24 protein-coding genes are annotated in these 22,830 nt (G+C 68.2%); 18 read left to right on the top strand and 6 right to left on the bottom strand.

Annotated elements, in window-relative coordinates:
- The first annotated feature begins 36 nt into the window (after positions 1-36).
- Positions 37-480, top strand: coding sequence for a hypothetical protein (locus V3W47_RS05655; RefSeq protein ID WP_331824220.1), 444 nt, complete (start codon positions 37-39; stop codon positions 478-480).
- 339 nt (positions 481-819) lie between these two features.
- Here V3W47_RS05655 and leuS read toward each other — a convergent pair whose 3' ends face one another.
- The gene (gene leuS, locus V3W47_RS05650; RefSeq protein ID WP_331824205.1) at positions 820-3,285 is read right to left on the bottom strand and encodes a leucine--tRNA ligase; all 2,466 of its coding nucleotides are present in this window, start codon (positions 3,283-3,285) and stop codon (positions 820-822) included.
- A gap of 225 nt (positions 3,286-3,510) precedes the next feature.
- Between leuS and V3W47_RS05645 the strand changes: the two genes are divergently transcribed.
- Complete coding sequence (locus V3W47_RS05645) at positions 3,511-3,954, top strand: EamA family transporter (protein ID WP_331824204.1); 444 nt, start codon at positions 3,511-3,513, stop codon at positions 3,952-3,954.
- A 13-nt stretch (positions 3,955-3,967) separates the two neighbouring features.
- Here V3W47_RS05645 and V3W47_RS05640 read toward each other — a convergent pair whose 3' ends face one another.
- On the bottom strand, positions 3,968-4,771 hold the full coding sequence (locus V3W47_RS05640) for a class I SAM-dependent methyltransferase (protein WP_331824203.1): 804 nt from the start codon (positions 4,769-4,771) through the stop codon (positions 3,968-3,970).
- 97 nt (positions 4,772-4,868) lie between these two features.
- Positions 4,869-6,356: a proline--tRNA ligase gene (gene proS, locus V3W47_RS05635; protein WP_331824202.1), complete on the bottom strand. Its 1,488-nt coding sequence runs from the start codon at positions 6,354-6,356 to the stop codon at positions 4,869-4,871.
- 88 nt (positions 6,357-6,444) lie between these two features.
- Here proS and V3W47_RS05630 point away from each other — a divergent pair, with 88 nt between their 5' ends.
- The 11 genes from V3W47_RS05630 to rpmE all read left to right on the top strand — a co-directional run bounded on the left by V3W47_RS05630 (position 6,445) and on the right by rpmE (position 14,732).
- The gene (locus V3W47_RS05630; RefSeq protein ID WP_331824201.1) at positions 6,445-6,801 is read left to right on the top strand and encodes a VOC family protein; all 357 of its coding nucleotides are present in this window, start codon (positions 6,445-6,447) and stop codon (positions 6,799-6,801) included.
- On the top strand, positions 6,798-7,586 hold the full coding sequence (locus tag V3W47_RS05625; RefSeq protein ID WP_331824200.1) for a nucleotidyltransferase domain-containing protein: 789 nt from the start codon (positions 6,798-6,800) through the stop codon (positions 7,584-7,586). The genes V3W47_RS05630 and V3W47_RS05625 overlap by 4 nt, the downstream gene beginning before the upstream one ends.
- A 98-nt stretch (positions 7,587-7,684) precedes the next feature.
- Positions 7,685-7,948 carry a DUF2171 domain-containing protein gene (locus V3W47_RS05620; protein WP_331824199.1) on the top strand — a complete coding sequence of 88 codons (264 nt, stop codon included), beginning with the start codon at positions 7,685-7,687 and terminating at the stop codon, positions 7,946-7,948.
- A gap of 105 nt (positions 7,949-8,053) precedes the next feature.
- Positions 8,054-8,518 carry a riboflavin biosynthesis intermediates N-glycosidase gene (gene ybiA / locus V3W47_RS05615; RefSeq protein ID WP_331824198.1) on the top strand — a complete coding sequence of 155 codons (465 nt, stop codon included), beginning with the start codon at positions 8,054-8,056 and terminating at the stop codon, positions 8,516-8,518.
- Positions 8,519-8,570: 52 nt separating this feature from the next.
- Complete coding sequence (locus V3W47_RS05610; RefSeq protein WP_331824197.1) at positions 8,571-10,499, top strand: alpha-amylase family protein; 1,929 nt, start codon at positions 8,571-8,573, stop codon at positions 10,497-10,499.
- Between the two features lie 471 nt (positions 10,500-10,970).
- Positions 10,971-11,171 (top strand): 50S ribosomal protein L35, encoded by a 201-nt coding sequence (gene rpmI / locus V3W47_RS05605; protein WP_331824196.1) that lies wholly within the window; start codon positions 10,971-10,973, stop codon positions 11,169-11,171.
- 5 nt (positions 11,172-11,176) lie between these two features.
- Positions 11,177-11,536: a 50S ribosomal protein L20 gene (gene rplT / locus V3W47_RS05600; protein ID WP_331824195.1), complete on the top strand. Its 360-nt coding sequence runs from the start codon at positions 11,177-11,179 to the stop codon at positions 11,534-11,536.
- Between the two features lie 166 nt (positions 11,537-11,702).
- On the top strand, positions 11,703-12,464 hold the full coding sequence (gene ppgK, locus V3W47_RS05595; protein WP_331824194.1) for a polyphosphate--glucose phosphotransferase: 762 nt from the start codon (positions 11,703-11,705) through the stop codon (positions 12,462-12,464).
- A 46-nt stretch (positions 12,465-12,510) separates the two neighbouring features.
- Positions 12,511-13,245, top strand: coding sequence for a sporulation protein (locus V3W47_RS05590; RefSeq protein WP_331824193.1), 735 nt, complete (start codon positions 12,511-12,513; stop codon positions 13,243-13,245).
- A gap of 30 nt (positions 13,246-13,275) precedes the next feature.
- Entirely contained in the window at positions 13,276-14,451 is a 1,176-nt protein-coding gene (locus V3W47_RS05585; protein WP_331824192.1) for an amidohydrolase family protein, read from the top strand.
- A gap of 62 nt (positions 14,452-14,513) precedes the next feature.
- A complete protein-coding gene (gene rpmE, locus V3W47_RS05580; RefSeq protein WP_216319610.1) occupies positions 14,514-14,732 on the top strand; it encodes a 50S ribosomal protein L31 in 219 nt (72 codons plus the stop codon).
- 45 nt (positions 14,733-14,777) lie between these two features.
- On the opposite strand, the gene V3W47_RS05575 is transcribed toward rpmE, so the two are convergent.
- The gene (locus V3W47_RS05575) at positions 14,778-15,626 is read right to left on the bottom strand and encodes a hypothetical protein (protein ID WP_331824191.1); all 849 of its coding nucleotides are present in this window, start codon (positions 15,624-15,626) and stop codon (positions 14,778-14,780) included.
- 81 nt (positions 15,627-15,707) lie between these two features.
- On the opposite strand from V3W47_RS05575, the gene V3W47_RS05570 reads away from it, so the two are divergent.
- Together V3W47_RS05570 and V3W47_RS05565 are read left to right on the top strand one after the other, a co-directional pair.
- Positions 15,708-16,319: a thymidine kinase gene (locus V3W47_RS05570; protein ID WP_331824190.1), complete on the top strand. Its 612-nt coding sequence runs from the start codon at positions 15,708-15,710 to the stop codon at positions 16,317-16,319.
- Positions 16,320-16,583: 264 nt separating this feature from the next.
- A complete protein-coding gene (locus tag V3W47_RS05565; RefSeq protein ID WP_331824189.1) occupies positions 16,584-17,615 on the top strand; it encodes a GGDEF domain-containing protein in 1,032 nt (343 codons plus the stop codon).
- Positions 17,616-17,666: 51 nt separating this feature from the next.
- Here the strand turns inward: V3W47_RS05565 and V3W47_RS05560 are convergent, their stop codons facing one another.
- Complete coding sequence (locus V3W47_RS05560; RefSeq protein ID WP_331824188.1) at positions 17,667-18,659, bottom strand: substrate-binding domain-containing protein; 993 nt, start codon at positions 18,657-18,659, stop codon at positions 17,667-17,669.
- Positions 18,660-19,287: 628 nt separating this feature from the next.
- Between V3W47_RS05560 and V3W47_RS05555 the strand changes: the two genes are divergently transcribed.
- From V3W47_RS05555 to V3W47_RS05545, 3 genes are read left to right on the top strand one after another with little or no spacing between them, the layout of a single operon-like run.
- Positions 19,288-19,788, top strand: coding sequence for a copper chaperone PCu(A)C (locus V3W47_RS05555; RefSeq protein ID WP_331824187.1), 501 nt, complete (start codon positions 19,288-19,290; stop codon positions 19,786-19,788).
- Positions 19,789-19,792: 4 nt separating this feature from the next.
- A complete protein-coding gene (locus tag V3W47_RS05550) occupies positions 19,793-20,452 on the top strand; it encodes an SCO family protein (protein ID WP_331824186.1) in 660 nt (219 codons plus the stop codon).
- Positions 20,449-21,273 (top strand): cytochrome c oxidase assembly protein, encoded by an 825-nt coding sequence (locus tag V3W47_RS05545; RefSeq protein WP_331824185.1) that lies wholly within the window; start codon positions 20,449-20,451, stop codon positions 21,271-21,273. Before V3W47_RS05550 ends, V3W47_RS05545 begins: the two co-directional genes overlap by 4 nt.
- Positions 21,274-21,542: 269 nt before the next feature.
- Here V3W47_RS05545 and pilC read toward each other — a convergent pair whose 3' ends face one another.
- Positions 21,543-22,763, bottom strand: a complete 1,221-nt coding sequence (pilC, locus tag V3W47_RS05540; RefSeq protein WP_331824184.1) for a type IV pilus assembly protein PilC — start codon at positions 22,761-22,763, stop codon at positions 21,543-21,545.
- Positions 22,764-22,830: the final 67 nt, after the last annotated feature.

Raw genomic sequence — 22,830 nt, 5'->3', positions numbered from 1 at the left:
GGGGAAGGGGGTGCCCGGCCCCCGCGCGTGGTACGAATGCGCCATGAGGAGGCGCTGGACGTGAACGACTTCGACGCCCTGCAAGGGGCCATCCGCCGCGCCGCCGAGGCCCGGCAGGCCGAGCAGCGGGCCTGCGAGGCGTTCCTGAATGCCCTGTACCACGCCCTGCGGACGGCGAGCGGCCCCGGCCTGCCGCTGAACAACGTCACGCTGGACCCCACTCCCGACCCCACCCACCGCCTGCGCCCCACGCCGCCGGGGGGCTGGTACGCCGCCTGGGTGCGCCTCGGCCTGTGCGAGGTGTTCGTCCGCGTTCGCCGCGAGGGTGGGGCCTTTGTCGGGGAGTACGGGGAGCGGGGGGCCTTCCACCTGAGCGACACCACGGAGGACGGCCTGATCGCCCTCGCCCGCCGCCTGCTGAGCGAGGTGGCCGCCGTCTACGCCGGGGAGGAGCCGTCCGGCCCTGAGCGGCTGAACTGATCGCGGTATTCCGTTCCGTTGATGGGGCAAAGAGCACCCCATCAACTGCACTCCAACCGCTCGCCATGACGGGTTCTCGCTCCGCTCGGACCCCATCTCCTGAGGGCAATCCCCTCAACTGATGGGGCCACCGCTGTCACTCCCCCACGCCCGCCGTGTGACCCGGTCTCCCGTGAACGACGAGGCTCCCGCCCAGGCCAAATGCCGAACAGATTCGGCTGCTCCGTGAGGTGCTGGCGAGTGCGGTGGGGAAGATGCCGCAGTAACCGCTCGTTGCAATGAACGAACAAGCCCCGCACATTCCGGTCGGCTCGGTGTGCGGGGCACCTCATTGTGAGGCTATCTCACCACGATATTGATAATCCTGCCTGGTACGTAAATCTCCTTCACCGTCGTCTTGCCCTCCACGAAGCGGGCCACGTCGGGATTCGCGCGGGCGGCACTCAGGGCCTCCTCCTGGGTCGCCGCCCTGCTGATCTCCACCTGTCCGCGCACCTTGCCGCTCACCTGCACACCGATGGTCACGGTGTCGCGGGTGGCGGCGGCCTCGTCCACCTCGGGCCAGGATTGGACGTGGACGCTCGCTTCTCTGCCCCGTTCCGTCCAGATTTCCTCGGCGATGTGGGGCACGACGGGGGCCAGCATCCGGTTGAAGATGTCCAGTGCCTCGTCCCATGCCGGGGTCCCGAAGACGGGCGAACGCTTGGCCTTCACCAGCGTGTTCGTCAGCTCCATCAGGGAAGAGATGATCGTGTTGAAGCTCAGGTGGTCGAAGTCGCCCGTCACCTTCCTCAACGTGGAGTGGACGGCGTAGCGCAGCTCAGCCGCCGTCACCGCCTCCTGGGGGCCGGGCACCCCCTCGTCGAAGTACAGCGCCCAGACGCGCGACAGCCACTTCGCGGGGCCGTTGATGCCGCTGGGGTCCCAGGGGCCGCCCAGTTCCCACGGCGCGATGAACATGAGGTACGCGCGCACCGTGTCCGTCCCGTACTCGCCCACCAGATCGTCGGGGTCCACCACGTTGCCCCGGCTCTTGCTCATCTTCTCGCCGTCCGGCCCCAGGATGATGCCCTGGTTCCGCAGCGCCCGGAAGGGTTCGCTCTGGGTGGTCAGGCCCATGTCGCGCATCACCTTCGTCCAGAAGCGCGAATACAGCAGGTGCAGGATGGCGTGCTCGATGCCGCCCGTGTACAGGTCCACCGGCAGCAGGTCGGCCCTTGCCGGATCGAAGGGGTGCGCGTCGTCACGGGGCGACAGGTAGCGGTACATGTACCAGCTCGAATCCACGAAGGTGTCCATCGTGTCCGTGTCACGCTCGGCGGGGCCGCCGCAGACGGGGCAGGTCGTGGCGATCCACTCACGGTCCAGCTTCAGCGGACTCTGGCCGGTCGGCGTGAACTCCACGTTCTCCGGCAACCGGACGGGCAGTTGGTCGTCGGGGACGGGCTGCGCGCCGTGCTGGGCGCAGTACACGACGGGAATGGGCGTGCCCCAGTACCGCTGGCGCGCGAACAGCCAGTCGCGCAGGCGAAAGGTGGTCTTGGCCTGCGCCACATCCAATTCCGCCAGGCGGTCGATCACGGCGGTGATGTGCGCCTTGCCGCCCCGCATCCCGTGTAAGGGTCCCTCGTTGACGATGATGCCGTCGCCGCTGTACGCCTCGGTCACGGTGGCCGGGTCCATCGGCTCGGCTCCCTCGGGGCGCACCGTCTCGATAACCTCCAGCCCAAATTTGCGGGCGAAGTCCAGGTCGCGCTGGTCGCCGCTCGGCACGGCCATGATCGACCCCGTGCCGTACGTCACCAGCACGTAGTCCGCGACCCAGATGGGAATCTGGTGCCCGGAGACCGGGTGCGAGGCGTAGCTCCCCGTGAACACGCCCGTCTTCTCACCCACGTCCTGCTGGCGCTCCACGTCCGTCTTGCGGCCCGCCGCCTCGACGTAGGCGCTCACCTCGTCGGCCTGAGCGTCCGTCGTCAGTGCCGCCACCTTCGGATGCTCGGGGGCCAGCACCAGAAAGGTCGCGCCCATCACGGTGTCCGGGCGGGTGGTGAAGACCGTCTCCGGCCCGGCGGGCGTGTCGAAGGTGATCTCCGCGCCCACCGACTTGCCGATCCAGTTCGTCTGCATCAGCCGCACGCGCTCGGGCATGTCGGTATCCGAGAAGTCCAGCAGTTCGTCCGCGTAGTCGGTGATCTTCAGGTACCACTGGCTCAGGTTGCGGCGCTCGACGGGGGTGCCGCACCGCTCGCACGCCCCGTCCACGACCTGCTCGTTCGCCAGCACGGTCTGGTCCTTCGGGCACCAGTTCACCAGCCCGTCCTTCTTGTAGGCCAGGCCGCGCTTCAGGAACTGGGTGAAGAACCACTGGTTCCAGCGGTAATACTCGGGGTCGCAGGTGGCGAAGGAGCGGCTCCAGTCGATCATCGTGCCCATGCGCCTGAACTGCCCCGTCATGTGCTCGATGTTCGAGTACGTCCAGACCGCCGGATTCAGCCCGTTCCTGATCGCCGCGTTCTCGGCGGGCAGCCCGAAGGCGTCGAAGCCCATCGGGAACAGGACGTTGTAGCCCCGCATCCGCAGCCAGCGCGCCCGCGCATCCGGCGCGACGTTCGCGTACCAGTGGCCGATGTGCAGGTTGCCCGAGGGGTACGGGAACATCGTCAGCGCGTAGAACTTCGTCCTGGCCGGGTCCTCGCGGAAGGTGTACAGGCCGTCACGCTCCCACCGCTCCTGCCATTTCGGCTCGACGGCGTGGGGGTTGTAACGCTCGGCGCGCGGTTCCTGAATCTGGGGTCGGGTCATGGGTGGGTCCTTTGGAGGTCTGAGAGTCGAGAGGGGAAGAGGGTGGCCTCGGCGCGGCAAAAGAAAAGCCCCGGCCACACGCAGCCGGGGACGCACGCTCAAGCTGTTCGGCTAGGCGAGGCGTCCCCGGATGGTAAGCGCAGAGCGGATCACGCCCACCAGTGTAGAGGAGTTGGGGGCGAGGGAAAAGAGCCGGATGGCGGAGGGACGCGGCATCATCTCCTCATGACTTCACTGGGATGGGTGGCCCTCGGTCTGCTCGCCGCACTCGGCGGCGCGGGCGTGACGATCTTCGGCAAGCTCGGCCTGGAGGGCGTGAACCCGACCCTCGCCACGGCCCTGCGCTCGGTCGTCATGGCGCTGGTGATGGTCGCCGTCGCGCTGAGCACCGGGCAACTCGGGGCACTTCTCGGAGACAGGACCAATTTCAGCGGGCGGGCTTGGCTGTTCATCGTCCTCGCGGGCCTGAGCGGAGCGGCCTCGTGGCTGGCGTATTTCGCGGCCCTCAAGGTCGGGCCGACGGCGGGTGTGGCCGCCCTCGACCGCCTGAGCCTCGCCTTCATCTTCGTGTTCGGGGCACTGTTTCTGCACGAGCCGCACGGCTGGCGCGGGTGGCTGGGCTTGCTCGTGCTGCTGGCCGGGGTGTACCTGATGGCGAGCGACCGTTGAGTGGCGTCTGGCCTCACTTCTTGCGGGCATGGAGGAAGGCCACGCGCTTGGAGACGCGCCATTCCCCCATGAGGAACCGGGGAGCGAGTGCCCGCCGGAGTGCGCTCAGGACCTGTAGGCGGTCCTTGTCGGGAAGGCGTTGCAGTGCCGTCATGGACCCCAGGTAGGCCAGCACCGGCTCAGGCGTGGGGAACACGAGGGCGTTCTCCAGAAGGCCAACCTCGACGTTGCCAAACGCCCCGCGCACCAGTGGCTCCCCGTTCTGTTCGGAAAACACCGCCGACCCCGCGCGGCTCTCCAGCAGTCCGGCAAGAGCGGGCTGTTCGGGGACGACTTCCGCCACAGCCTCCCACAGTTCGCCCATGTACCCGGTGGCGTTCGTCACCGCCAAGAATCGCCCACCCGGTCGCAGGACCCGCATGAACTCTGCCAGGGCGGCGGATACGTCGGGGACGTGGTACAGCATGTGCCGGGCCGTGAGGAGATCGAAGGTGCCGTTCGGGAAGGGGAGGGCGTCCGCGCTCGCCTCCACGAACTCGACGCCGGGGTATGTGCTGGCCGCCCGCTCGACCATGCCGGGCGAGAGGTCCACCCCGACGAGGCGGCCCCGGTGCCCCTCCGCGCGCAGCCGTCCGGGGAAGTTGCCGGGGCCGGTGCCCACATCCAGCAGCGCCTCGTCACCCCGTAGGGAGAGCAGGCGGTCCACCTCTGGTTCTAATCTCGGCCCAACGGTGTATTGCTCGTGCGTCTCGATCCGAACTCGTAAGTTCCGGTCGGTGGCGTACTGGGCGGCGACCTCAGCCGGTTGAATGCTCATGGACCCACCCTAACCAATGCGCGAAGGCAACAAGAACCACCCACCAAAGTGAACGGCCCTCCCCTGACTGCTGAACGCTGACGGCTGACCCCTTCCCTCAATACTGCCGCCCGAAAATTGCCCGCTTCCCGTACGCGGCGGGCCGCCCGGTATGCACGCACACCCCGCCCTCCTCGCGCTCGGCGAAGAACTCCGCGTCGTCGAGGGGGATGTTGCGGATGGTCGCCTTCGTGTCCTCCTTGATCTGCCGCTCGCTCTCGGGGTCGCCGCAGTGGAAGGCCCGCACCCACTTCCCGGCCTCGATGGCGGCCCTGAACTCCTCGTAGGTGTCCGCCCTGACCGTGTTTTCCAGCATGAAGTCGGTCGCCCGCTTCAGGAGCCACGCCTGAATGCCGTCGAGCCGCGCCCGCATCCCGCTCACGGCCTCCTCGCGGCTCAAGGTCTCCTTCGCCTCGGCGTTGCGGTTCTTCACCACGACCACGCCCTGCTCCAGATCGCGGGGGCCGATCTCCACGCGCACGGGCACGCCCTTGAGTTCCCAGTCGTTGTACTTGAAACCGTTCGTCACGCCGTCACGCCTGTCCACCTTCACCGAGAGGCCCTGGGCGCGCAGTTCGGCGGCGAGCTTTTCGCCCTCGGCCACCATCTCGTCGAAGTTGTCCTTGCGGCCCACGGGAATCACGACGACCTGAATGGGCGCGATGCCCGGGGGCATGATCAGCCCGAAGTCGTCCCCGTGCGTCATGATCAGCGCGCCGATGATGCGGCTGGAGATGGCCCAGCTCGTCGTGTGGGCGTATTCCTCCAACTGAAAGCGCGTCTGGAACTTCACGTCGAAGGCGCGGGAGAAGTTCTGCCCCAGGTAGTGCGAGGTGCCCGATTGCAGCGCCTTGCCGTCGCGCATCATGCCCTCGATGGAGTAGGTGGCGACCGCCCCGGCGAAACGTTCCGAGGCCGTCTTCTCCCCGCGCACGACGGGCAGGGCCAGCACGTCGCGGCAGAACTCGTGGTAGAGGTCGAGCTGCTGGCGGACCTCGGCGCGGGCTTCAGCCTCATCGGCGTGCGCGGTGTGCCCCTCGTGCCAGTAGAACTCCGAGGTCCGCAGGAACGCCTTCGTCCGCAGCTCGGCGCGGAACACGCTGCCCCACTGGTAGTGGAGGAAGGGCAGGTCGCGGTAGGAGTTGAGCCACCCGCTCCACATGTGCCCGATGATCGTCTCGGAGGTGGGGCGCAGGACGTAGGGTTCGGCCAGCTCCTCGGTGCCGATCTTGCTCACGGTGAAGAGTTCGGGCGCGAAACCCTCCACGTGGTCGGCCTCGCGCGTGATGAAGTTCAGCGGGATCAGGGTGGGGAAGATCAGGGACTCGTGCCCGGTCGCCTTGAAGCGGGTATCCAGCCAGCGCTCGATGTTCTCCCACAGCGCCGAGCCGTAGGGCTTGACGACCATCGCGCCCGCCACGGGGCTGTTGTCGGCGAGATCGGCCTTCTTGACGACCTCGTTGTACCAGTCGTTGAAATCGACGCTCTGGGGCGTCACCCCGTATTGCTGCGCCTTCTTGTCGCCCGCCTTCGTCATAGGGGGCATCATAGCGGGGCGGGGCGGGGGCCGAATCCGCCGCCTGACCGGGAAGGGGTAGGCCGGATGCGCGGTGGGCCTGTGGCAGACTCACGCCATGCTGACCATCGGGTCCATCGTGTGGGGCGTGCGGGACGTGCCGAGGGCCATCGCCTTCTGGACGCAGGCCCTGAACTACCGGCTGCGGAACGAACCCGACGACGACTGGGCCGTTCTCGTTCCCGTGGAGGGGCCGGGCGTGCAACTCGCCCTCGATCTGGTGGACTCGGAGAGGGCGCGGCGTCACCACCTCGACCTGTACGCGGACGATGGGGCGGCGGAGGTGGAGCGCCTGCTCTCGCTCGGGGCCACCCGTGTGGATTGGCGCTACCCGCCGGACGCCGACTTCGTGGTGCTCGCCGACACGGAGGGCAACCCCTTCTGCGTGGTGCAGAGGAACGAAAAGCCCGCGTGACCGTTCCCGCTCTCTCGCACGCCATCACGGCCCGCGTGTCCCGGATTCCCGGCGTGGTGGCCGTCTCCCTCGGCGGCTCGCACGCGCGGGGCAACGCCCGATCCGACTCCGACCTCGACCTCGGCCTCGCCTATGACGCCGGGAGGCCCCTCGACCTGACTGCCCTGAATACCATCTGTCGGGAGCTGGACGATTCGGGCACCGCCTCGGCCACTCCGCCCGGCGGCTGGGGACCGTGGGTGGACGGCGGCGCGTGGTTGACGGTGGGTGGGCAGCGGGTGGATTTCATCTACCGGGAACTGGGACGGGTGGGGAAGAGTGTGAAGGACGCCCTCGCCGGACGCGTCACCCTGCACGCCCAGCCGGGGCACCCCCACGGCATCCACGGGCACCACTACGCGGCGGAACTGGCCGTGGGCGTCCTCCTCCATGACCCATCGGGAAGGGTGGAGCGGCTGAGAACTCGCCTGGGTGGCTACCCGGAGCCGTTGGCCGAATCGCTGGAGAGGCACTACGGCTGGCAGCCGAACTTCTGGCTGGACGGGGCGGAGAAAGGCCTGGGACGCGGCGACCTGCACCACGCGCAGGGCTGTGTGTATCAGGCGGTCATGGCGATGGTCCAGACGCTCTGCGCGCGGGAACGGGCCTGGCTGCTCAACGAGAAGGGCGCGGTGGCGCTGGCCGCCGCCCAGCCGGGTGCTCCTCCGGGGTTCGGAAAGAGGGTGAACGCCGCGCTGGCCGCCCTCGACGTGGTTGCCTTGCGGGTGCTCGCGTCGGAGATGTAAGCCGAAGATCGAGCATGGAGATTCCCCCAACGTTCCGTGACCGTCCCCTCTACCTGACTGTCATCTGACCCGTGGGAGGGGCGGGCTAGGCTTCCCGCATGACGCAGAACGACGCCGGAGAGATCACCAGCCGCATTGACCAGAACCTCCGCCAGCGCCTCGAACAGATGGGCGAGCATATGCAGGTCAAGGACACGAACGGCGAGCACGTCGGCACGGTGGACAAGCTGGAGGGCGACCAGCTCAAGCTCACGAAGAACGACAGCCCCGACGGTCAGCACCACTACGTCCCCCTCTCGCAGGTGGAGAGCATGGACGACGTGGCCGTGTACCTGAACGTGGAGCGCGGCGCGGTTCAGTAACCGCAGATCAGGCGAGAAGGGCGGTGGGGGAGACCTCGCCGCCCCCGCTTTGGCCTAACCCGCTTGGCAGATGTCCTTCCTGTCCCGTCCTGCCAGTCTTTTCTCATGCCCGAAACCGTGTACTTCTACCGCACCGCCCACCCCTTCTCCAACTTCCACCCGAGCGTCTTCACTGATGAGGGCGTGACCTACCGCTGGGCCGAGCAGTACCTCATGGCGCGCAAGGCCCGGCTCTTCGGGGACGAGGCGACGCTTGCCGCCATCCTCGCCTCCCGCACCCCGGCGGAGTGCAAGGCGCTGGGCCGCCGTGTCACCCCCTACGACGACGAGGTTTGGGCGCGGGAGCGGTACGACGTGGCGCTCGACATGCTGCGGCTGAAATTCGGGCAGAACGAGGGGCTTCGGCGGGCGCTGCTGGGGACGGGAGACGCGCCCCTCGTGGAGGCCTCGCCCACCGACCGTATCTGGGGCATCGGCTTCTCGGAGGGGGAGGCGGAGGCGAGCCGTCAGGTTTGGGGCGAGAACCTGCTGGGCCGCGCGCTGGAGGAGGTGCGGGCGGAGCTGCGGTAGGGCCTGGCTCCCCATTTGGAACCCCTTCCAGCTTTCGCCGTATGCTGGGCGCGTGCTCAAGTCAGACCTGGGGGCGCGGTTGAGGACCGCGTTCGACGACGACCGTGACGCCGAGACCTTCCTGCTGCGCCTGGAGCGGTACGGGGCCGACCTGCAAGGGAGCCTGCGCGCCGTGTACGGGGAGCAGGCGGACGCCTTGCAGGAGCGGCTGCTCGAAGTTCTGCTCCATGCCTACCATGCCCGCCCCGCCGACCTGAGACGGCTCGACGAGGCCCGCCTCCTGCGCCCCGACTGGCTCCAGACCCCCGACATGATCGGCTACGTCGCCTATGCGGACCGCTTCGCGGGGACCCTCAAGGGCGTGGGCGAGCATCTGGACTACCTTCAGGGGCTGGGGGTGAAGTACCTCCACCTGATGCCGCTGCTGAGGCCCCGACCCGGCGAGAACGACGGCGGCTATGCGGTGGCCGACTACCGTGCCGTCCGCGAGGACCTGGGCACGCTGGACGACCTCTCGGCCCTGGCGCGCGGCCTGCGGGGGCGTGGCGTCAGCCTCGTCCTCGACCTCGTGCTCAACCATGTGGCCCGCGAGCACGAATGGGCACAGAAGGCGCGGGCCGGGGACCCCAAATACCGTGCCTACTTCCACATCTTCCCCGACCGCATCCAGCCCGACGCCTTCGAGCGCACGCTTCCCGAGGTCTTCCCCGACTTCGCGCCGGGCAACTTCACGTGGGACGACCAGACTCAGGGCTGGGTGTGGACCACCTTCAACACGTACCAGTGGGACCTGAACTGGGCCAACCCGGACGTGTTTCTGGAGTTCGCCGACCTGATCCTGTACCTCGCCAACCGGGGGGTGGAGGTCTTCCGGCTGGACGCCATCGCCTTTATCTGGAAGCGGCTGGGAGGGGCCAGCCAGAACGAGCCGGAGGTCCACCACCTCACCCGCGCCCTGCGCGCCGCCGCCCGCATCGTCGCGCCCGCCGTCGCCTTCAAGGCCGAGGCCATCGTCGCGCCCGGCGACCTGATCCACTACCTCGGCACGCGGGCGCACCACGGCAAGGTCTCGGACATGGCCTACCACAACAGCCTGATGGTCCAAATCTGGTCCACCCTCGCCAGCCGCAACACCCGGCTCTTCGAGGAGGCGTTGCGGGCCTTTCCGCCCAAGCCGACGAACACGACCTGGGGCATGTACGTCCGCTGCCACGACGACATCGGCTGGGCGATCAGCGACGAGGACGCCGCCCGCGCTGGGTTGAACGGTCCCGGCCACCGCCACTTCCTCAGCGATTTCTACAGCGGGGAGTTTCCCGGTTCCTTCGCGCGTGGCCTCGTCTTTCAGTACAACCCCGCCACCGGGGACCGCCGGATCAGCGGCTCGGGCGCAAGTCTCGCCGGGCTGGAGGCCGCGCTGGAGGTCGGCGGCGACGCGGGCCGGGTAGATGACGCCGTGCGGAGGCTGCTCCTCGCCCACGCGGTCGTCCTCGGCTTCGGCGGCGTGCCGCTGCTGTACATGGGGGACGAACTCGCGCTCCTGAACGATTACGCCTTCACAGACACGCCCGAACACGCCCCCGACAACCGCTGGGTCCACCGCCCGCGCATGGACTGGGAGCTGGCGGGGCGGGTGGAGACGGCCCCCGACCTGCCCGCCGCACGGGTCAATGCGGGCCTGCGCCACCTCATCCACACGCGCCGGGACACGCCGCACCTCCACGCCAGCATCGAGAGCCACGTCGTCCCCAGCCCCGACGGGCGCGTGCTGCTGCTCCGGCGCGACCACCCCCTCGGCGTGATGGTGCAGGCCTACAACTTCAGCGAGGAGGAGGTGTTGCTCCCTTCCCACGTCCTGCGCGACCACCTCGGCGACCACGCCACCGACCGCCTCGGCGGGAGCGCCTTCACCTTCGGGCCTTACCCCGTACGGCTGGACTCCTACCGGGCGCTGTGGCTGGTACAGTTGGAGATAGAATGAATGCTGCTTCCCGTATGGGTGCTGAGCGTGTTTTGAATGCCGCCCGTAGGATTGCCCAACACCTCGCACGCCTGGCTCGTGACGCTGAGGTTCGTGCCGCTGCTATAGAGGTTGTGCAGGCTATAACTCGGCTTTTAAATGCGATCCGTAAGGCGGGGCTTGGAAAATCGCCCTAACCCCTCGTCTGCTGTTTTGCTGCGTGTGGCTTTGGTCTAGGGAATGAGTACTTCGTCCTAGCCCTCCCAAGATGCGTGAGTGTAAGGATGCTGCAAGGCCGCATGTTCGTTGAGTCGGTATGCGAGAGGGGCTGGGAATATCGAGCCTTCCCCCTTGCCCCTCCCGGCCCCCCTCGCGTATAGTTCTTCTTCGGCCAAGCGGGGCCGGGCAGCCAACAGTTTCCAGCGAGAAACGGCCCGGACTCCCAGACGGCGACCCTCCCGATGTGGAGTGGCACCGGGCTACAGGAGTGATATGCCGAAGATGAAGACCAAGAAGAGCGCCAGCCGCCGGGTGAAGATCACGGCGACGGGCAAGGTGATGGCGTTCAAGAGTGGCAAGCGCCACCAGAACACCGGCGAGAGCGGCTCCAAGATCAGCAGCAAGGGCAAGGGCTTCGTTCTCGCCAAGAGCGAGTGGGCGCGCATGAAGGCCGCTCTGCCGAAGGGGAAGTGAGCTAGATGCCACGCGTCAAGACCGGAACCGTCCGCCGCCGCCGCCACAAGAAGGTCCTCAAGCGGGCGAAGGGCTTCTGGGGCAGCCGGAGCAAGCAGTACCGCAACGCCTTCCAGACGCTGCTCAACGCCGCGACCTACGAGTACCGCGACCGCCGCAACAAGAAGCGCGACTTCCGCCGCCTGTGGATTCAGCGCATCAACGCGGGCGCGAGGCTGCACGGCATGAACTACTCGACCTTCATCAACGGCCTCAAGCGCGCCGGGGTGGACCTCAACCGCAAGGTCCTCGCCGATATCGCCGCCCGCGAGCCGGAAGCCTTCCGCGCCCTTGTGGACGCGGCGAAGGGTGCGCGGAACCAGTAAGGCCATCAGAGTTTCACAGACCGCCTCCCGGTGTGGGGGCGGTTTTTTCGTAGCGGTCAGCTCTCAGCGGTCAGAGGTCAGCAGGAGAAGGATAAAAGCTGACGGCTGACCGCTGAACACTTCCCCCGCTACCGATGAGGCGTCCCCGTCGCTTAGGCTGTACCCCATGAGCGTGATCCTCGGCATCGACATCGGCGGCAGCGGCATCAAGGGAGCGCCTGTAGACACGGCGACCGGGAAGCTGACAGCCGAGCGCCACCGCATCCCCACACCCGCCGGGGCACAGCCCGACGCCGTGAAGGACGTGGTGGCGCAGCTCGTGGGGCACTTCGGGCACGAGGGGCCGGTGGGCGTGACCTTTCCCGGCATCGTGCAGCACGGCAAGACGCTCAGCGCCGCCAACGTGGACCAGGGCTGGATCGGGCTGGACGCCGACGCCCTGTTCACCGAGGCGACCGGGCGCGAGGTCCACCTCATCAACGACGCCGACGCGGCGGGGCTGGCCGAGGCCCGCTTCGGGGCGGGGGCGGGGGTGAGGGGCGTGGTCATGGTGCTGACTTTCGGCACGGGCATCGGCAGCGCGCTCATCCACGACGGGGTTCTGGTGCCCAACACCGAACTCGGCCACCTGTGGCTCAAGGGCGACAAGCACGCCGAGACGTGGGCCTCCGACCGTGCCCGCGAGCGCGACGACCTGAACTGGAAGGCGTGGGCCAAACGCGCCAGCACGTACCTTCAGCACCTGGAGCTGATCTTCAGCCCCGACCTCTTCATCATCGGTGGCGGCATCAGCAAAAAGGCCGACAAGTGGCAGAGCCAGATTCAGCTCACCCGCAGCCAGCTCGTGCCCGCCGCCCTCCAGAACGAGGCCGGAATCGTCGGGGCCGCCATGAACGCCCGGAGAATTGCGGAGACTCAGAAATCGTAAGCTCCCCCTGGAACTGTGGCGAGACTCACCACGTAAGGGAGGGCGTATGGGATTTCTCAAGAAGATGATGGCGGCGGTCGGCGTGGGCGGAGCACGGGTGGACGCGCGGGTAGACCAGAGCGCGGTGCGGGTCGGCGAGGACCTGACGGGCACGGTGATCGTGCAGGGCGGCAGCGTGGAGCAGCGCGTGGAGCGCCTGAACATGGGCCTCGCTACCCGCTACAGGAAGGACGACCAGTACGTGACGCACACGCTGTTCACCCGGCCCGTCCTCGGCGGCTTCGACCTGCGGCCCGGCGAGACGCGCGAACTGCCCTTCCGCTTCACCATCCCGCAGGGCACGCCGCTGACCCTGCCGGGCACGTCGGTCTGGCTGGTGACTGACGCGGACATCGCGGGGGCCGCCGACCCCGGCGACACCGACCACCTCCAGATTCTCCCCAGCCGCGACATGGAGACGCTGATCAATGCGGCGGATCGCCTCGGCTTCCGGCTCTCGGCCAGCGAGGTCGAGTACCACCACGGGCGCATCGTGCAGGAACTCAGCTTCAAGCCGCCGTACGGGCAGTACCAGCTCTCCGAACTGGAGATGATGATCTTCCCGGCGACGGGCGGGCTGGACGTGATCCTGGAGGTGGACCGCCGCGCGACGGGTCTGGCCAGCCTCTTCACCTCCGAGTTCGAGCAGAAGGGGCGCTGGCACGTGCCCGACGGACTGCTGGCGCAGGGGCCGGACGCCGTGGCGCGCGAGTTGCAGACGCGAGTGCGGCAGTTGAGCTGAAGTCCATTTCGACGCGGCAGAATGCCCCTCATGTCTGCTGCCTCCCCTGACTCCCACCTCCCCGAACTCCTCACCTGCGACGTGCTGTTCACGGGCGTGGGTGGGGGGTTCTCGCCGGGGGGAGTGGTCGTGGCCGGGGGGATGATCGCGGCGACCGGGACCCCGGAGACCCTGCGCGCGAGCTACCCCCACGCGCGGGAGTGGCGGGCCGGGGCCGTGATCGCGCCGCCCCCCGTGAACGCCCACACCCACCTCGATATGAGCGCCTACGAGTTCCGGGCGCTGCCGTACTTCCGCTGGATTCCCGAGGTCGTGATCGCGCAGCGCGAGAAACGGGGGGTGGCGGGGGCGCTCGCCGGGGCCGACGAACTCGCGCGGCTGGGTGTTGGCGCGGTCGGTGACATCGTGTGGCAGGCGGAGGCGCTGGCCCCGCTGCTGGCGCGCGACGATCTGCCCGGCGTCCTCTACTTCGAGGTCCTCAGCCCCTTTCCCGAGCGGGCGGACGAGGTGTTCCGGGCGGCGCGGGCCACCGTCGAGGCGGCGCGTCGGCTGGAGCGCCCCGGTGGGCCGCGCGTCGGTCTCTCGCCCCACACGCCCTTCACTGTCAGCCACCGCCTGATGCGACTGCTGACCGAGTACGCGGCGGGGGAGGGCCTGCCCGTGCAGATTCACGTGGCCGAGCATCCCGCTGAACTCGACCTCTTCCGCACCGGGGGCGGCCCCATCTGGGAATCCATGCGCCGTCTGCCCTACCCGGACACTTTCGCGGCGGTGATCGGACGTGAGCCGGAGCCGGACCTCACGCCCGTCCGTTATCTGGACGAACTCGGGGCGCTGGCGGGACGGCCCACCCTCGTCCATATGGTCAACGTCACCCCGGATGACATCGCACGCACGGGCCGCGCGGGCTGCCCCGTCGTCACCTGCCCGCGCTCCAACACGCACCTCGAATGCGGCGTCTTCCCGTGGACGGCCTTCGCGGCGGCGGGGGTGGAGGTCGCCCTCGGCACCGATTCCGTCGCCAGTGGGGAGAGCCTCGACGTGCGCGAGGAGGTCGCCTTCGCCCGCCTCCTCCACCCGAACCTCGACCCCCGACTGATCGTGCGCGCCGCCGTCAAGGGGGGGCACCGGGTCCTCGGCACGCGCGCCCCCGTCCTGCGCCGGGGCGAGCCGTGGGACGAGGGGTACGTCTGGTCAAGTCTGTGACGGCCTGCTATACTCTCAGGGTTGCCCGCTACGCACCGCAGACGTGGCGGAGGAGGAAGAACATGAAGAAAGACATCCACCCCAAGGCCGTGCCCACCAAGATCATGTACCAGGGCAAGGTCGTCATGGAAACCCTGTCCACCCGTCCCGAGATTCATGTGGATGTGTGGAGCGGCGTGCATCCCTTCTGGACCGGCGAGGAGCGTTTCGTCGACACGGAGGGCCGCGTGGACAAGTTCAACAAGCGCTTCGGCGACTCCTACCGCACGAAGAAGAAGTAAGGACAGAGGAAAGAAGCCGCCCCGCCGCATCGGTGGGGCAGTTTTTTATGGCTTGAGCGTGAAGGGGAATGTCTGCTTGCCGTACACCCACAGGTACTTTCCAGGCTTTAGGTCCGTGAGCTTCTGCCACGGGAAGCTGGGGAAGGAGAGCGTTTCGCCGGGCTGGATGAGGAGCGAGGCCAATTCCTGTGTGCAGGCCACATTGAGAATCTCCCGGACAAAGGAGCCGTTCGCATAGGCCACATGCACAGGGAGCTGTCCGCCGCAACTTACCCCAAAGACCACGGGACGCCTCAGCAGGTTCGTCACGAGAACCGTGAGGTTCGGCACCACCCTTGAAGGTCCTCCGAGGTCTTTCAACCCACTCTTGCTCACCACACGCGGCTGAATGTCGTACTTCAACTCCGGGGCACGTTCGCCGTACTCCGCCGCCAGCCGGTCCCCCGCCCCGATCTGCCGGGCCAGGGCGCGAACGTACTTCACGTCGGCGTTCAGCACCACGCGGTTCAGGGCGGTGTTGACGCGAACGGTCGCGTTGGGGCGAACGGCTTTCACCGCCTGAGCGACCTTCACCAGTTCCGTCACCGAGTATTCCAGCCGAAGGCTTCCCGATGGAGGCACTTGCTTGTCCACCATGACCTGCCGCCAGTAGGTATCCGAGGCGAGGAAAGCCCGCAAGCTCTTCTCCTGCGCGGGGTCCGTCAACGCGGGAAGCGTCACGAGTTTTCCAGAGGCGCTCGACTGGGTGAATCCGGCGAACTCCGGTACCCGCGCCGAGACGCGCAGCAGGTCGGGCCAGCGGTCCGGGCCGTACTCGAATCCGGGATAACTTTGGGCACTGCCTACGGTACTCAGGGCGAGAGCCAACGGGAGGAGGAAGCGTGCCGTTCGCATTCACCAGTCTGTGCCGCACACATGACGGCGGTTTGACCTTCCCTACCCCCCGCCTCCCTACCCTCTGCCATAATCCGCCCCGTGCTCAAGTCCCCCTATCACGGCGGCCACCTCGAGGTGATCGTCGGGCCGATGTTCAGCGGCAAGAGTGAGGAACTCATCCGCCGCCTCAACCGCGCCGTCATCGCCCGGCAGCGGGTGGCCGTGTTCAAGCCCGCGCTCGACAACCGCTATCACGCCTCGCAGGTCGCCAGCCACGCGGGCCGCACCATCGAGGCGGTGGCGGTGCAGGGCGTGGCGGCCATCGGCGCGCACTTGGCGGGGGAGGGAACGCTCCTCTCCGCGCCGGGGCACCTGCTCCCCGAGGTCGTGGGCATCGACGAGGCGCAGTTCTTCGGGCCGGACCTGGGGCCGCTCGCGCTGGGGCTGGCGGAGGCGGGGGTGCGGGTGATCCTCGCCGGGCTGGACCTCGACTTCCGCGCCGAGCCGTTCGGCTGCGTGCCCGACCTGCTCGCCCGCGCCGAGAGCGTGGAGAAGCTGACGGCGATCTGCACCGTTTGCGGTGCCCCCGCCACCCGCTCCCAGCGCCTCATCGGCGGCCAGCCCGCCCGCTACGACGATCCCGTGGTCCTCGTCGGCGCGCAGGAGACGTACGAGGCTCGCTGCCGCGTTCATCACATCGTCCGGCGGTGAGGAAGAAAAGAGGCGGCCCCCGGTCTTAACGATTGAGGGGGCAGACACACAAAGGGGAGAGCGGCTTCTTCTACCGATTCCCCCGATTTCTCTTGTTTCCAGGCGGGAAAAAGAGAGGTTGGGGGCAGGATTTCAATAAAGTTCCGGCGTTTCTGGACACTCACCCACGCGCGACTGTTCTCACACCTCGGGGTAGGATGAGGAACTTACCGCCCGTCCCCCGGAGTGTGTCTGACAAAGCCTGCCCCCCACCGCGAACCCCACATGCCCACGGACCGGCCCTGGGAGGTCTCGCAGCGGCGGATGTTCATGGTGCTGGCGTGGGCGGGGGCGCTGGCGTGCATGACGGCGCTGTGGGTGCAGCATCCCAACTACGACCCGCTCGACCGGGTGGCGCTGCCCCTGCTGGCGCTGCTGCTGCTCGCGCTCCAGACGGCGCTGACGGCCCGCTGGCTGCCCATCCTCACGGCGGCGAACGTCATCTACGCGGCGACCACGGTGTACTTTCTGCTGGCGCTGGAGCAGCAGTTCCGGGTGTTCGTGCCGGGGGCACGGATGCTCAGCGAGAGCACGTACTGGTTCTCGCTGCTGTACGCCGCGCCCTTCCTGCTCTACCCGCCTCGCCGGGCGGCGCTGTGGGCGGCGGCGACCTACGCGGTCGTGCTGGGGCTGTGCCTGTTCAATCTCAGCCTCACGGGGTGGGCCGATGAGCGGCTCCTCGGCTCGGTCCTGCAATTCCTGCTCGTCGGGGCCGTGACCATCGTGGTGCAGGGGACCTTCGGCGTGCAGCGCGGGCAACTGCTCGCCATGCGCGAGGCCGCGTACCGTGACGCCCTGACCGGCCTCGCCAACCGCCGCGCCGCCGAGGAACGCCTGGACGCGCTGGCGGAGAGTGGGGGGCGCTACACGGTCGTGCTGTTCGACCTCGACCACTTCAAGCAGGTCAACGACGCCTACGGTCACGGGGTCGGCGACCGGGTGTTGCGCGGCGTGGCGCGGGCCGCGCGGGAGGTGGTGCCCCCCGGCGGGATGGCGGCCCGTTGGGGCGGGGAGGAGTTCGTGCTGCTGCTGCCGTCGCTGGAGGACGGCCCCCTGCGTCACCTCCTCAAGACCCTGCGCGCCCACCTGCGCGACGAACGTCACGGCGAGGTCACGGGCGTGACCGCCAGCTTCGGCGTGGCCGTCGCCCGGCCCGGCGAGTCTCCCGACGACGTGGTGGCCCGCGCCGACGCCGCCATGTACGGAGTCAAGCGGCACGGGCGCGACGAGGTGAGGGTGGCGGAGACGAGGCATTGAGGGGAGGGTATGGCGTGTGGCCCGTCGCTTGTGGAGAAGAAGGGGAACGCCCTACGCCGTCTCCCGCACGATCAGCCGAGGCTCGAAGCGGCGGGCGCGGGGGGGTCCCCGGTAGCCGCCGAGGCGGGAGAGGAGGAGTTGCGCGGCCTCGTGGCCCATGCTCTCGACGGGCTGGTGGAGCGTGGTCAGGCCCCGCGCGGCGGCCCACGGCTGGTCGTCGAAACCGATGACGCGCAGGTCGTGGCCGACCCTCAGCCCCCGCGCCCCCGCCTCGTCGAGGAGCGCCCCGGCGAGCAGGTCGGCGGAGGCGAACACGGCGCAGGGGAAGTGGGCCGCGTCGAGCAGGGCGGACGCGGCGTTGCGCGCGGCGAGCGGGTCGAAGCTGGAGGTGAACTCGGCACGCACGGTACGGCCCGCCTCCGCCACCGCACGGTGAAATCCGGCGCGGCGTTCCTCGAAGACGAGGGTGGTGAAGAGCTGGTCGAGTTCGGTCTCCACCCAGATCGCGTACAGCTCGCCGGGCAGGGCCGCCGCGTGCTCGCCCGCGAGTTGCCCGCCCGTTACGTTGTCCATGTACGCGCAGTCCACCCCCTCGGCGTGCGCGTCCACGAGGACGGTGGGCTGCTGGGGCCGCAGCCGCCGCTCCTGAAACAGCCCCGAGAGGTTGTAGGTCGCCATCACGAGGCCGTCGGCCTGGTACGCCAGCGTGTGCGAGCCGAGATACCGCTCCAGCCGCGAGCGGTCGAGCAGGGGAAAGATCGCCACGTCGTAGCGGGCCTCCTGAAAGGCCGTCTCCAGCCCGTCGAGCAGCCGCACGTAGAACTCGGTCGTCACGACGGGCAGCAGCACGCTGATGGTGTAGCTCTTGCCCCCCGCGATGCGCCGGGCGTGCGGGTTGGGCGTGTAGTCGAGGTCGCCGATGGCCCGCAGCACCGTCTCGCGCGTCGCGCCCTTGACGGCGGCGTGGTTGTTCAGCACCCGTGACACCGTGCCGACCCCGACGCCCGCCCGCCGGGCGACATCCTGAATCGTGGGCTTTCTCATAACCGTGCCCCCACCATACCCCTCCGCGCGCAGACGTGGAACAGGTTCCATGAGGTCGGGAGTCTGGGAGTGCTGGACGGAGGAAGGGAGGTGGGGAAGTCGCCGCAGGGTCGCCAGTCGCCAGCGGCCAGTCGCCAGAAGGACGGGGCCGCTCGTCTGCTTTGAGTCGAGTGAACGACCGTCCGAGGACGTGGAGCCGTTTGTTTTGCCCTCCGCCCTTGAATGCTTGATGCGGATTAGAAGATAAGCGTGCCGGATGTGCTTTTTGCTCCCTCTCCCCTTGCGGGAGAGGGCTGGGAAGAGGGGTGACGAGCAACGCCCGTCCTGCTGAACAATGAAACGCCTCAACTTCCCAATCTGCAATTCACAACAAGCGTTCCTGGGGGGAGGCTGGGAGGGGGTGAGCGTGCCTGGCGTCCCTGGAAGGGAGGACCGTCCATCCCCGTGGTCTTTCTCTTGCTCCGGGTCACTCAAATCCAGGGATCAAGCCGCCCAACGTTGGTGTGGTGCGAGGAACAGCCGCCGCAGCGACCCCACGAACCTCCGGCCAGCGGGGACAATCCGGCCCCCCCGCGCGCCTAGACTGGGGTCAACCGGGCCGACGCACTCAAGGAGGCTCCCCCTGCCCATGCTCAACCGTCTTGCCACCCTGACCCCCCTGCTCGCGGCCCTCGCGCTCGCGGCGGTCGTGCTTCCGGCCTCGGCGGGGCACTCGGGGCACCCCGCTGCACCCGTCACACCTGCCGCACAAAGCGCCGCCCCCCTGCCCCTGACCGTGCGGGGCGCGACGGTGGTCGCCGTGCCCCCCGGCGCGACCGAGACGAGCATATTCATGACGCTGCACAACAAGGGGCGCACGCCCGTCACCCTGACCGGGGTGCGTGCCGCCGTCGCCCGCCACGGCATGTTGATGGCGACACGCCGGGACAGTCAGGGGCGCACGGGCATGACGAACGTGAAGACCCTGACCGTCCCCGCCGGGGGCACCCTGCGGCTGTCCGCGACGGGCGACCACCTCATGCTGATGGACTTCACCCGTCCCCTGCGCGTGGGGGAGACGCTTCCTCTTACCCTGGTCGGGACGGGGGGGCGGACGCTCCCGGTGAAGGCCGTCGTCCGCAAGCCGTGACCCCATGACCGAAGTCTCCCTGCCCTCGTCCCCCGCCGCGCGTCCCTGGTACGTGTCGGCGCTCCTCGCCGTGTGCGCCGTCGTGCTCGTGCTGGGGGGGGCATGGGGCTACGCGCGGCTGAAGAGTCCCTTCCCCTTCTACGGCACGGCCTACGACCGCCCGACCGCCGCGCGGACCTTCGGCGGCACCGACCAGAACGGGCAGCCGTGGACCTTCCAGCCGGGGGGGAGCGGGCGCACGACCGCCCTCTTCTTCGGCTTCACCCACTGCCCGAACATCTGCCCCCTGAGTCTGGCCTACCTCGAAAAGGCCCGCCAGGCGCTGCCCGCCGCCCAACGTGACCGCTTCGACGTGGTGCTCGTCAGCGTGGACCCGGCCCGCGACACGCCTGCCCGATTGAAGGAATATGTGGACTTCTTCGGGAAGGCGATCGCCGTGCGGATTCCTGAGCCTGACCTCGCGGCAGCGGCCCGTGCCTACGGCGTGGCGTACCAGAAGGCCGACGTGCGGAGCGAGACGGAGTATCAGATCAATCACACGACGGGCACGTACCTCATCGACGCCTCCGGCAGGCTCCGCGTGCTGTGGGACTACACCCAGCTTCCGCAGGTGGAGCGGGTGGTGCGTGACCTCACCTACGTCATGGAGAACCCGGCCCCGTGAGCCTGCCTACCGACCTCAACCCCAGCCTGACTGAGCTGCTCGCGCTGCGCTTCGACCCGCTCGTGTGGCTGCCCGTCCTCGCGGTGACGGGGGTGTATGCCTGGCGCTTCGCCGTCGCCCGCCGGAGTGAGGAGGGCCGGGCGCGCTGGCCGGTGTGGCGGGCCGTGCTGTTCGCGCTGGGAATGGTGCTCCTGATCCTCGCCACCCAGTCCGCCGCGACCACCCTCACCCTCAACAGCATGGCGCTGTACATGAGCCGCCTGATGGTTCTCGCCGAGGTGGTCCCGCCGCTCCTCATCCTGGGGTTGCCGCGCGGTGTCGCGATTGACCCCCGGCGTCCGCTCGGTCGGATTCTCGGCGTGCTCCTCGACCCGTGGGTGGCGCTCGCGGTCTGGTTCGCGGTCGTCATCTTCTGGAACGTGCCCGCCGGATTCAACGCCAGCATCGTCACGAACACGGCGGGGGCGCTCCTTCCCGCGCTGTACCTGCTGAGCAGCCTGCTCGTGTGGGGGGTCGTCCTCCGTCCGTTGCCGAGCGTGCAGCCCGCGTCCATCGGCTCGCGCGGATGGTTCGGTCTGCTCGCCGCCCTGCCGATGATGAGCGTGGCCGCCGTGTGGCTGTACTCGCGGCAGGTGCTGTACACGCCCTACGTCGCGGCGCTGTGCCTGTGGAACCTCACGCCGCTGGACAACCAGCAGATCAGCGGGTGGATCATGATGCTGGCGGGGACGCCCGCGATGGCGCTGGCGTTCATTCAACTGATGGGCTGGCTGATCGAGTTGACGGACGGGGGCGCGCGGCCCCCGGCGGCGAAGGGGTAGGGCTGCCCCTCCAGGAAGAGGAACGGCGGCTTTGTCGGCAGGCAGGAGAGGCCGGTTCCGGGGAGGCGCTGGCGTGGGCACCAACCGCCGGAAGGGTCGAAGGACGCCCGGCCCCTTTGGACGGTGGGGCTTCCTCCGAAGATGGCTCCGAACAACAAAGTGCGGAAAGGTCGCCTGTCTTGGGGAACCCTTCCGCGTGAAGTGAGGGGCGGGAGGCACATTTCGGCCTCTGCCGCGTGTCTCGGAGTGCCCTCCGCGACTGGCCGGGCCTACTGGCTGAGCTGCCCGATGATGCTGAACATCGGCAGGAACATGCCCGCCACGATCACGCCGACGATGCCACCGAGAAAAACGATCATCAGGGGTTCGATGGCGGCGGTGAGGCTGTCCACGGCCTCGTCCACCTCGCGGTCGTAGAAGTCGCCCACCTTGCCGAGCATGGTGTCGAGCGAGCCGGTCTCCTCGCCGATGGAGACCATGCTCACCACCATCGGCGGGAAGACCTTACTCGTGGCGAGGCTCGCGCTCATGGGGTCGCCCACCATCACCACGTTCTTGGCGTTCTCGATGGTCTCCTCCACGATGGCGTTGTTCGCCGTGCCCTTCGTGATCTCCAGGCTCTCGATGATGTTCACGCCGGAGCTGATCAGGAGGCCGAAGGTGCGCGCGAAGGAGCTGATGGCGCTCTTTTGCAGCAGGTTCCCGAAGACGGGCAGCCGCAGCTTGATGCGGTCGATGACCACCCGGCCACTCGGTCTCTTGTAATACCAGCGGTAGAGGGCGACCACAACGCCGACGAAGACGAAGATCAGCAGGCCGGAGTTCTTCAGGAAGTCCGAGACGGCCATCAGAATCTTGGTGATCATGGGGAGCGGCGCGTTGAGCTGCTCCAGAATCCCCGCGAACTGCGGCACGATGGTCGTGAGCAGGAAGTACGTGATCCCGATGGCGAACACGAGCACGACCACCGGGTACGTCAGCGCGCTCTTGAGCTTGCCGCGCAGGGCGAGTTCCTTTTCCTGAAAGGCGGCGATGCGCTCGAGGATGCTGTCCAGCGTCCCACTCGTCTCGCCCGCCTTGACGAGGTTGATGTACAGGCGGTTGAAGACTTTGGGATGCTTGAGCAGCGCCTCGCTCAGCGGCGTGCCCGCCTCCACGTCCGCGCGCATTCCCTTGATGATGCCCTGAAAGGCCTTGCTCTCGATCTGGCGCTGGAGGATGGCGAGCGACTGCACGAGCGGCACGCCCGCGTTGATCAGGGTGGCGAGCTGCTTGGAAAACACGGCCACCTGCTTGAGGTTCGGGGGACGGTCGCCCAGGCCGGGAATCTTCACGTCGGCGCTCAGACCGGTTTTGGGAGCCTTGATCTCCAGGATGAGGAGGTTTTTCGCCCGCAGGGCGTCACGCACCTGGGCGAGGGACTCGGCCTCCATCTGGGACTTCATGCTCTTCCCGGAACGGTCCCGGACGCGATATTCGTAGACCGGCATGGGCGCGAGTATAGTCAGGCCCGTCTTGCGCTCCCCTTACAGGCCGGGCGCACAGGCAGGAAGCGGC

It is taken from the genome of Deinococcus sp. YIM 134068 (assembly GCF_036543075.1).
GTDB lineage: Bacteria > Deinococcota > Deinococci > Deinococcales > Deinococcaceae > Deinococcus > Deinococcus lichenicola.
This window is presented reverse-complemented; position numbering and strand designations above follow the sequence as displayed.

What these genes read in the sequence shown, in the direction of transcription:
- rplT (WP_331824195.1), top strand. Translation starts at nt 11,177, where the DNA reads ATGCCACGCGTCAAGACCGGAACCGTCCGCCGCCGCCGCCACAAGAAG.
- V3W47_RS05550 (WP_331824186.1), top strand. Translation starts at nt 19,793, where the DNA reads ATGACCGAAGTCTCCCTGCCCTCGTCCCCCGCCGCGCGTCCCTGGTAC.
- leuS (WP_331824205.1), bottom strand. Translation starts at nt 3,285, where the DNA reads ATGACCCGACCCCAGATTCAGGAACCGCGCGCCGAGCGTTACAACCCC.
- V3W47_RS05575 (WP_331824191.1), bottom strand. Translation starts at nt 15,626, where the DNA reads ATGCGAACGGCACGCTTCCTCCTCCCGTTGGCTCTCGCCCTGAGTACC.
- ybiA (WP_331824198.1), top strand. Translation starts at nt 8,054, where the DNA reads ATGCCCGAAACCGTGTACTTCTACCGCACCGCCCACCCCTTCTCCAAC.
- V3W47_RS05620 (WP_331824199.1), top strand. Translation starts at nt 7,685, where the DNA reads ATGACGCAGAACGACGCCGGAGAGATCACCAGCCGCATTGACCAGAAC.
- rpmE (WP_216319610.1), top strand. Translation starts at nt 14,514, where the DNA reads ATGAAGAAAGACATCCACCCCAAGGCCGTGCCCACCAAGATCATGTAC.
- V3W47_RS05640 (WP_331824203.1), bottom strand. Translation starts at nt 4,771, where the DNA reads ATGAGCATTCAACCGGCTGAGGTCGCCGCCCAGTACGCCACCGACCGG.
- V3W47_RS05565 (WP_331824189.1), top strand. Translation starts at nt 16,584, where the DNA reads ATGCCCACGGACCGGCCCTGGGAGGTCTCGCAGCGGCGGATGTTCATG.
- V3W47_RS05590 (WP_331824193.1), top strand. Translation starts at nt 12,511, where the DNA reads ATGGGATTTCTCAAGAAGATGATGGCGGCGGTCGGCGTGGGCGGAGCA.
- V3W47_RS05585 (WP_331824192.1), top strand. Translation starts at nt 13,276, where the DNA reads ATGTCTGCTGCCTCCCCTGACTCCCACCTCCCCGAACTCCTCACCTGC.
- V3W47_RS05630 (WP_331824201.1), top strand. Translation starts at nt 6,445, where the DNA reads ATGCTGACCATCGGGTCCATCGTGTGGGGCGTGCGGGACGTGCCGAGG.
- rpmI (WP_331824196.1), top strand. Translation starts at nt 10,971, where the DNA reads ATGCCGAAGATGAAGACCAAGAAGAGCGCCAGCCGCCGGGTGAAGATC.
- V3W47_RS05645 (WP_331824204.1), top strand. Translation starts at nt 3,511, where the DNA reads ATGACTTCACTGGGATGGGTGGCCCTCGGTCTGCTCGCCGCACTCGGC.
- ppgK (WP_331824194.1), top strand. Translation starts at nt 11,703, where the DNA reads ATGAGCGTGATCCTCGGCATCGACATCGGCGGCAGCGGCATCAAGGGA.
- V3W47_RS05555 (WP_331824187.1), top strand. Translation starts at nt 19,288, where the DNA reads ATGCTCAACCGTCTTGCCACCCTGACCCCCCTGCTCGCGGCCCTCGCG.
- pilC (WP_331824184.1), bottom strand. Translation starts at nt 22,763, where the DNA reads ATGCCGGTCTACGAATATCGCGTCCGGGACCGTTCCGGGAAGAGCATG.
- V3W47_RS05560 (WP_331824188.1), bottom strand. Translation starts at nt 18,659, where the DNA reads ATGAGAAAGCCCACGATTCAGGATGTCGCCCGGCGGGCGGGCGTCGGG.
- proS (WP_331824202.1), bottom strand. Translation starts at nt 6,356, where the DNA reads ATGCCCCCTATGACGAAGGCGGGCGACAAGAAGGCGCAGCAATACGGG.
- V3W47_RS05655 (WP_331824220.1), top strand. Translation starts at nt 37, where the DNA reads ATGCGCCATGAGGAGGCGCTGGACGTGAACGACTTCGACGCCCTGCAA.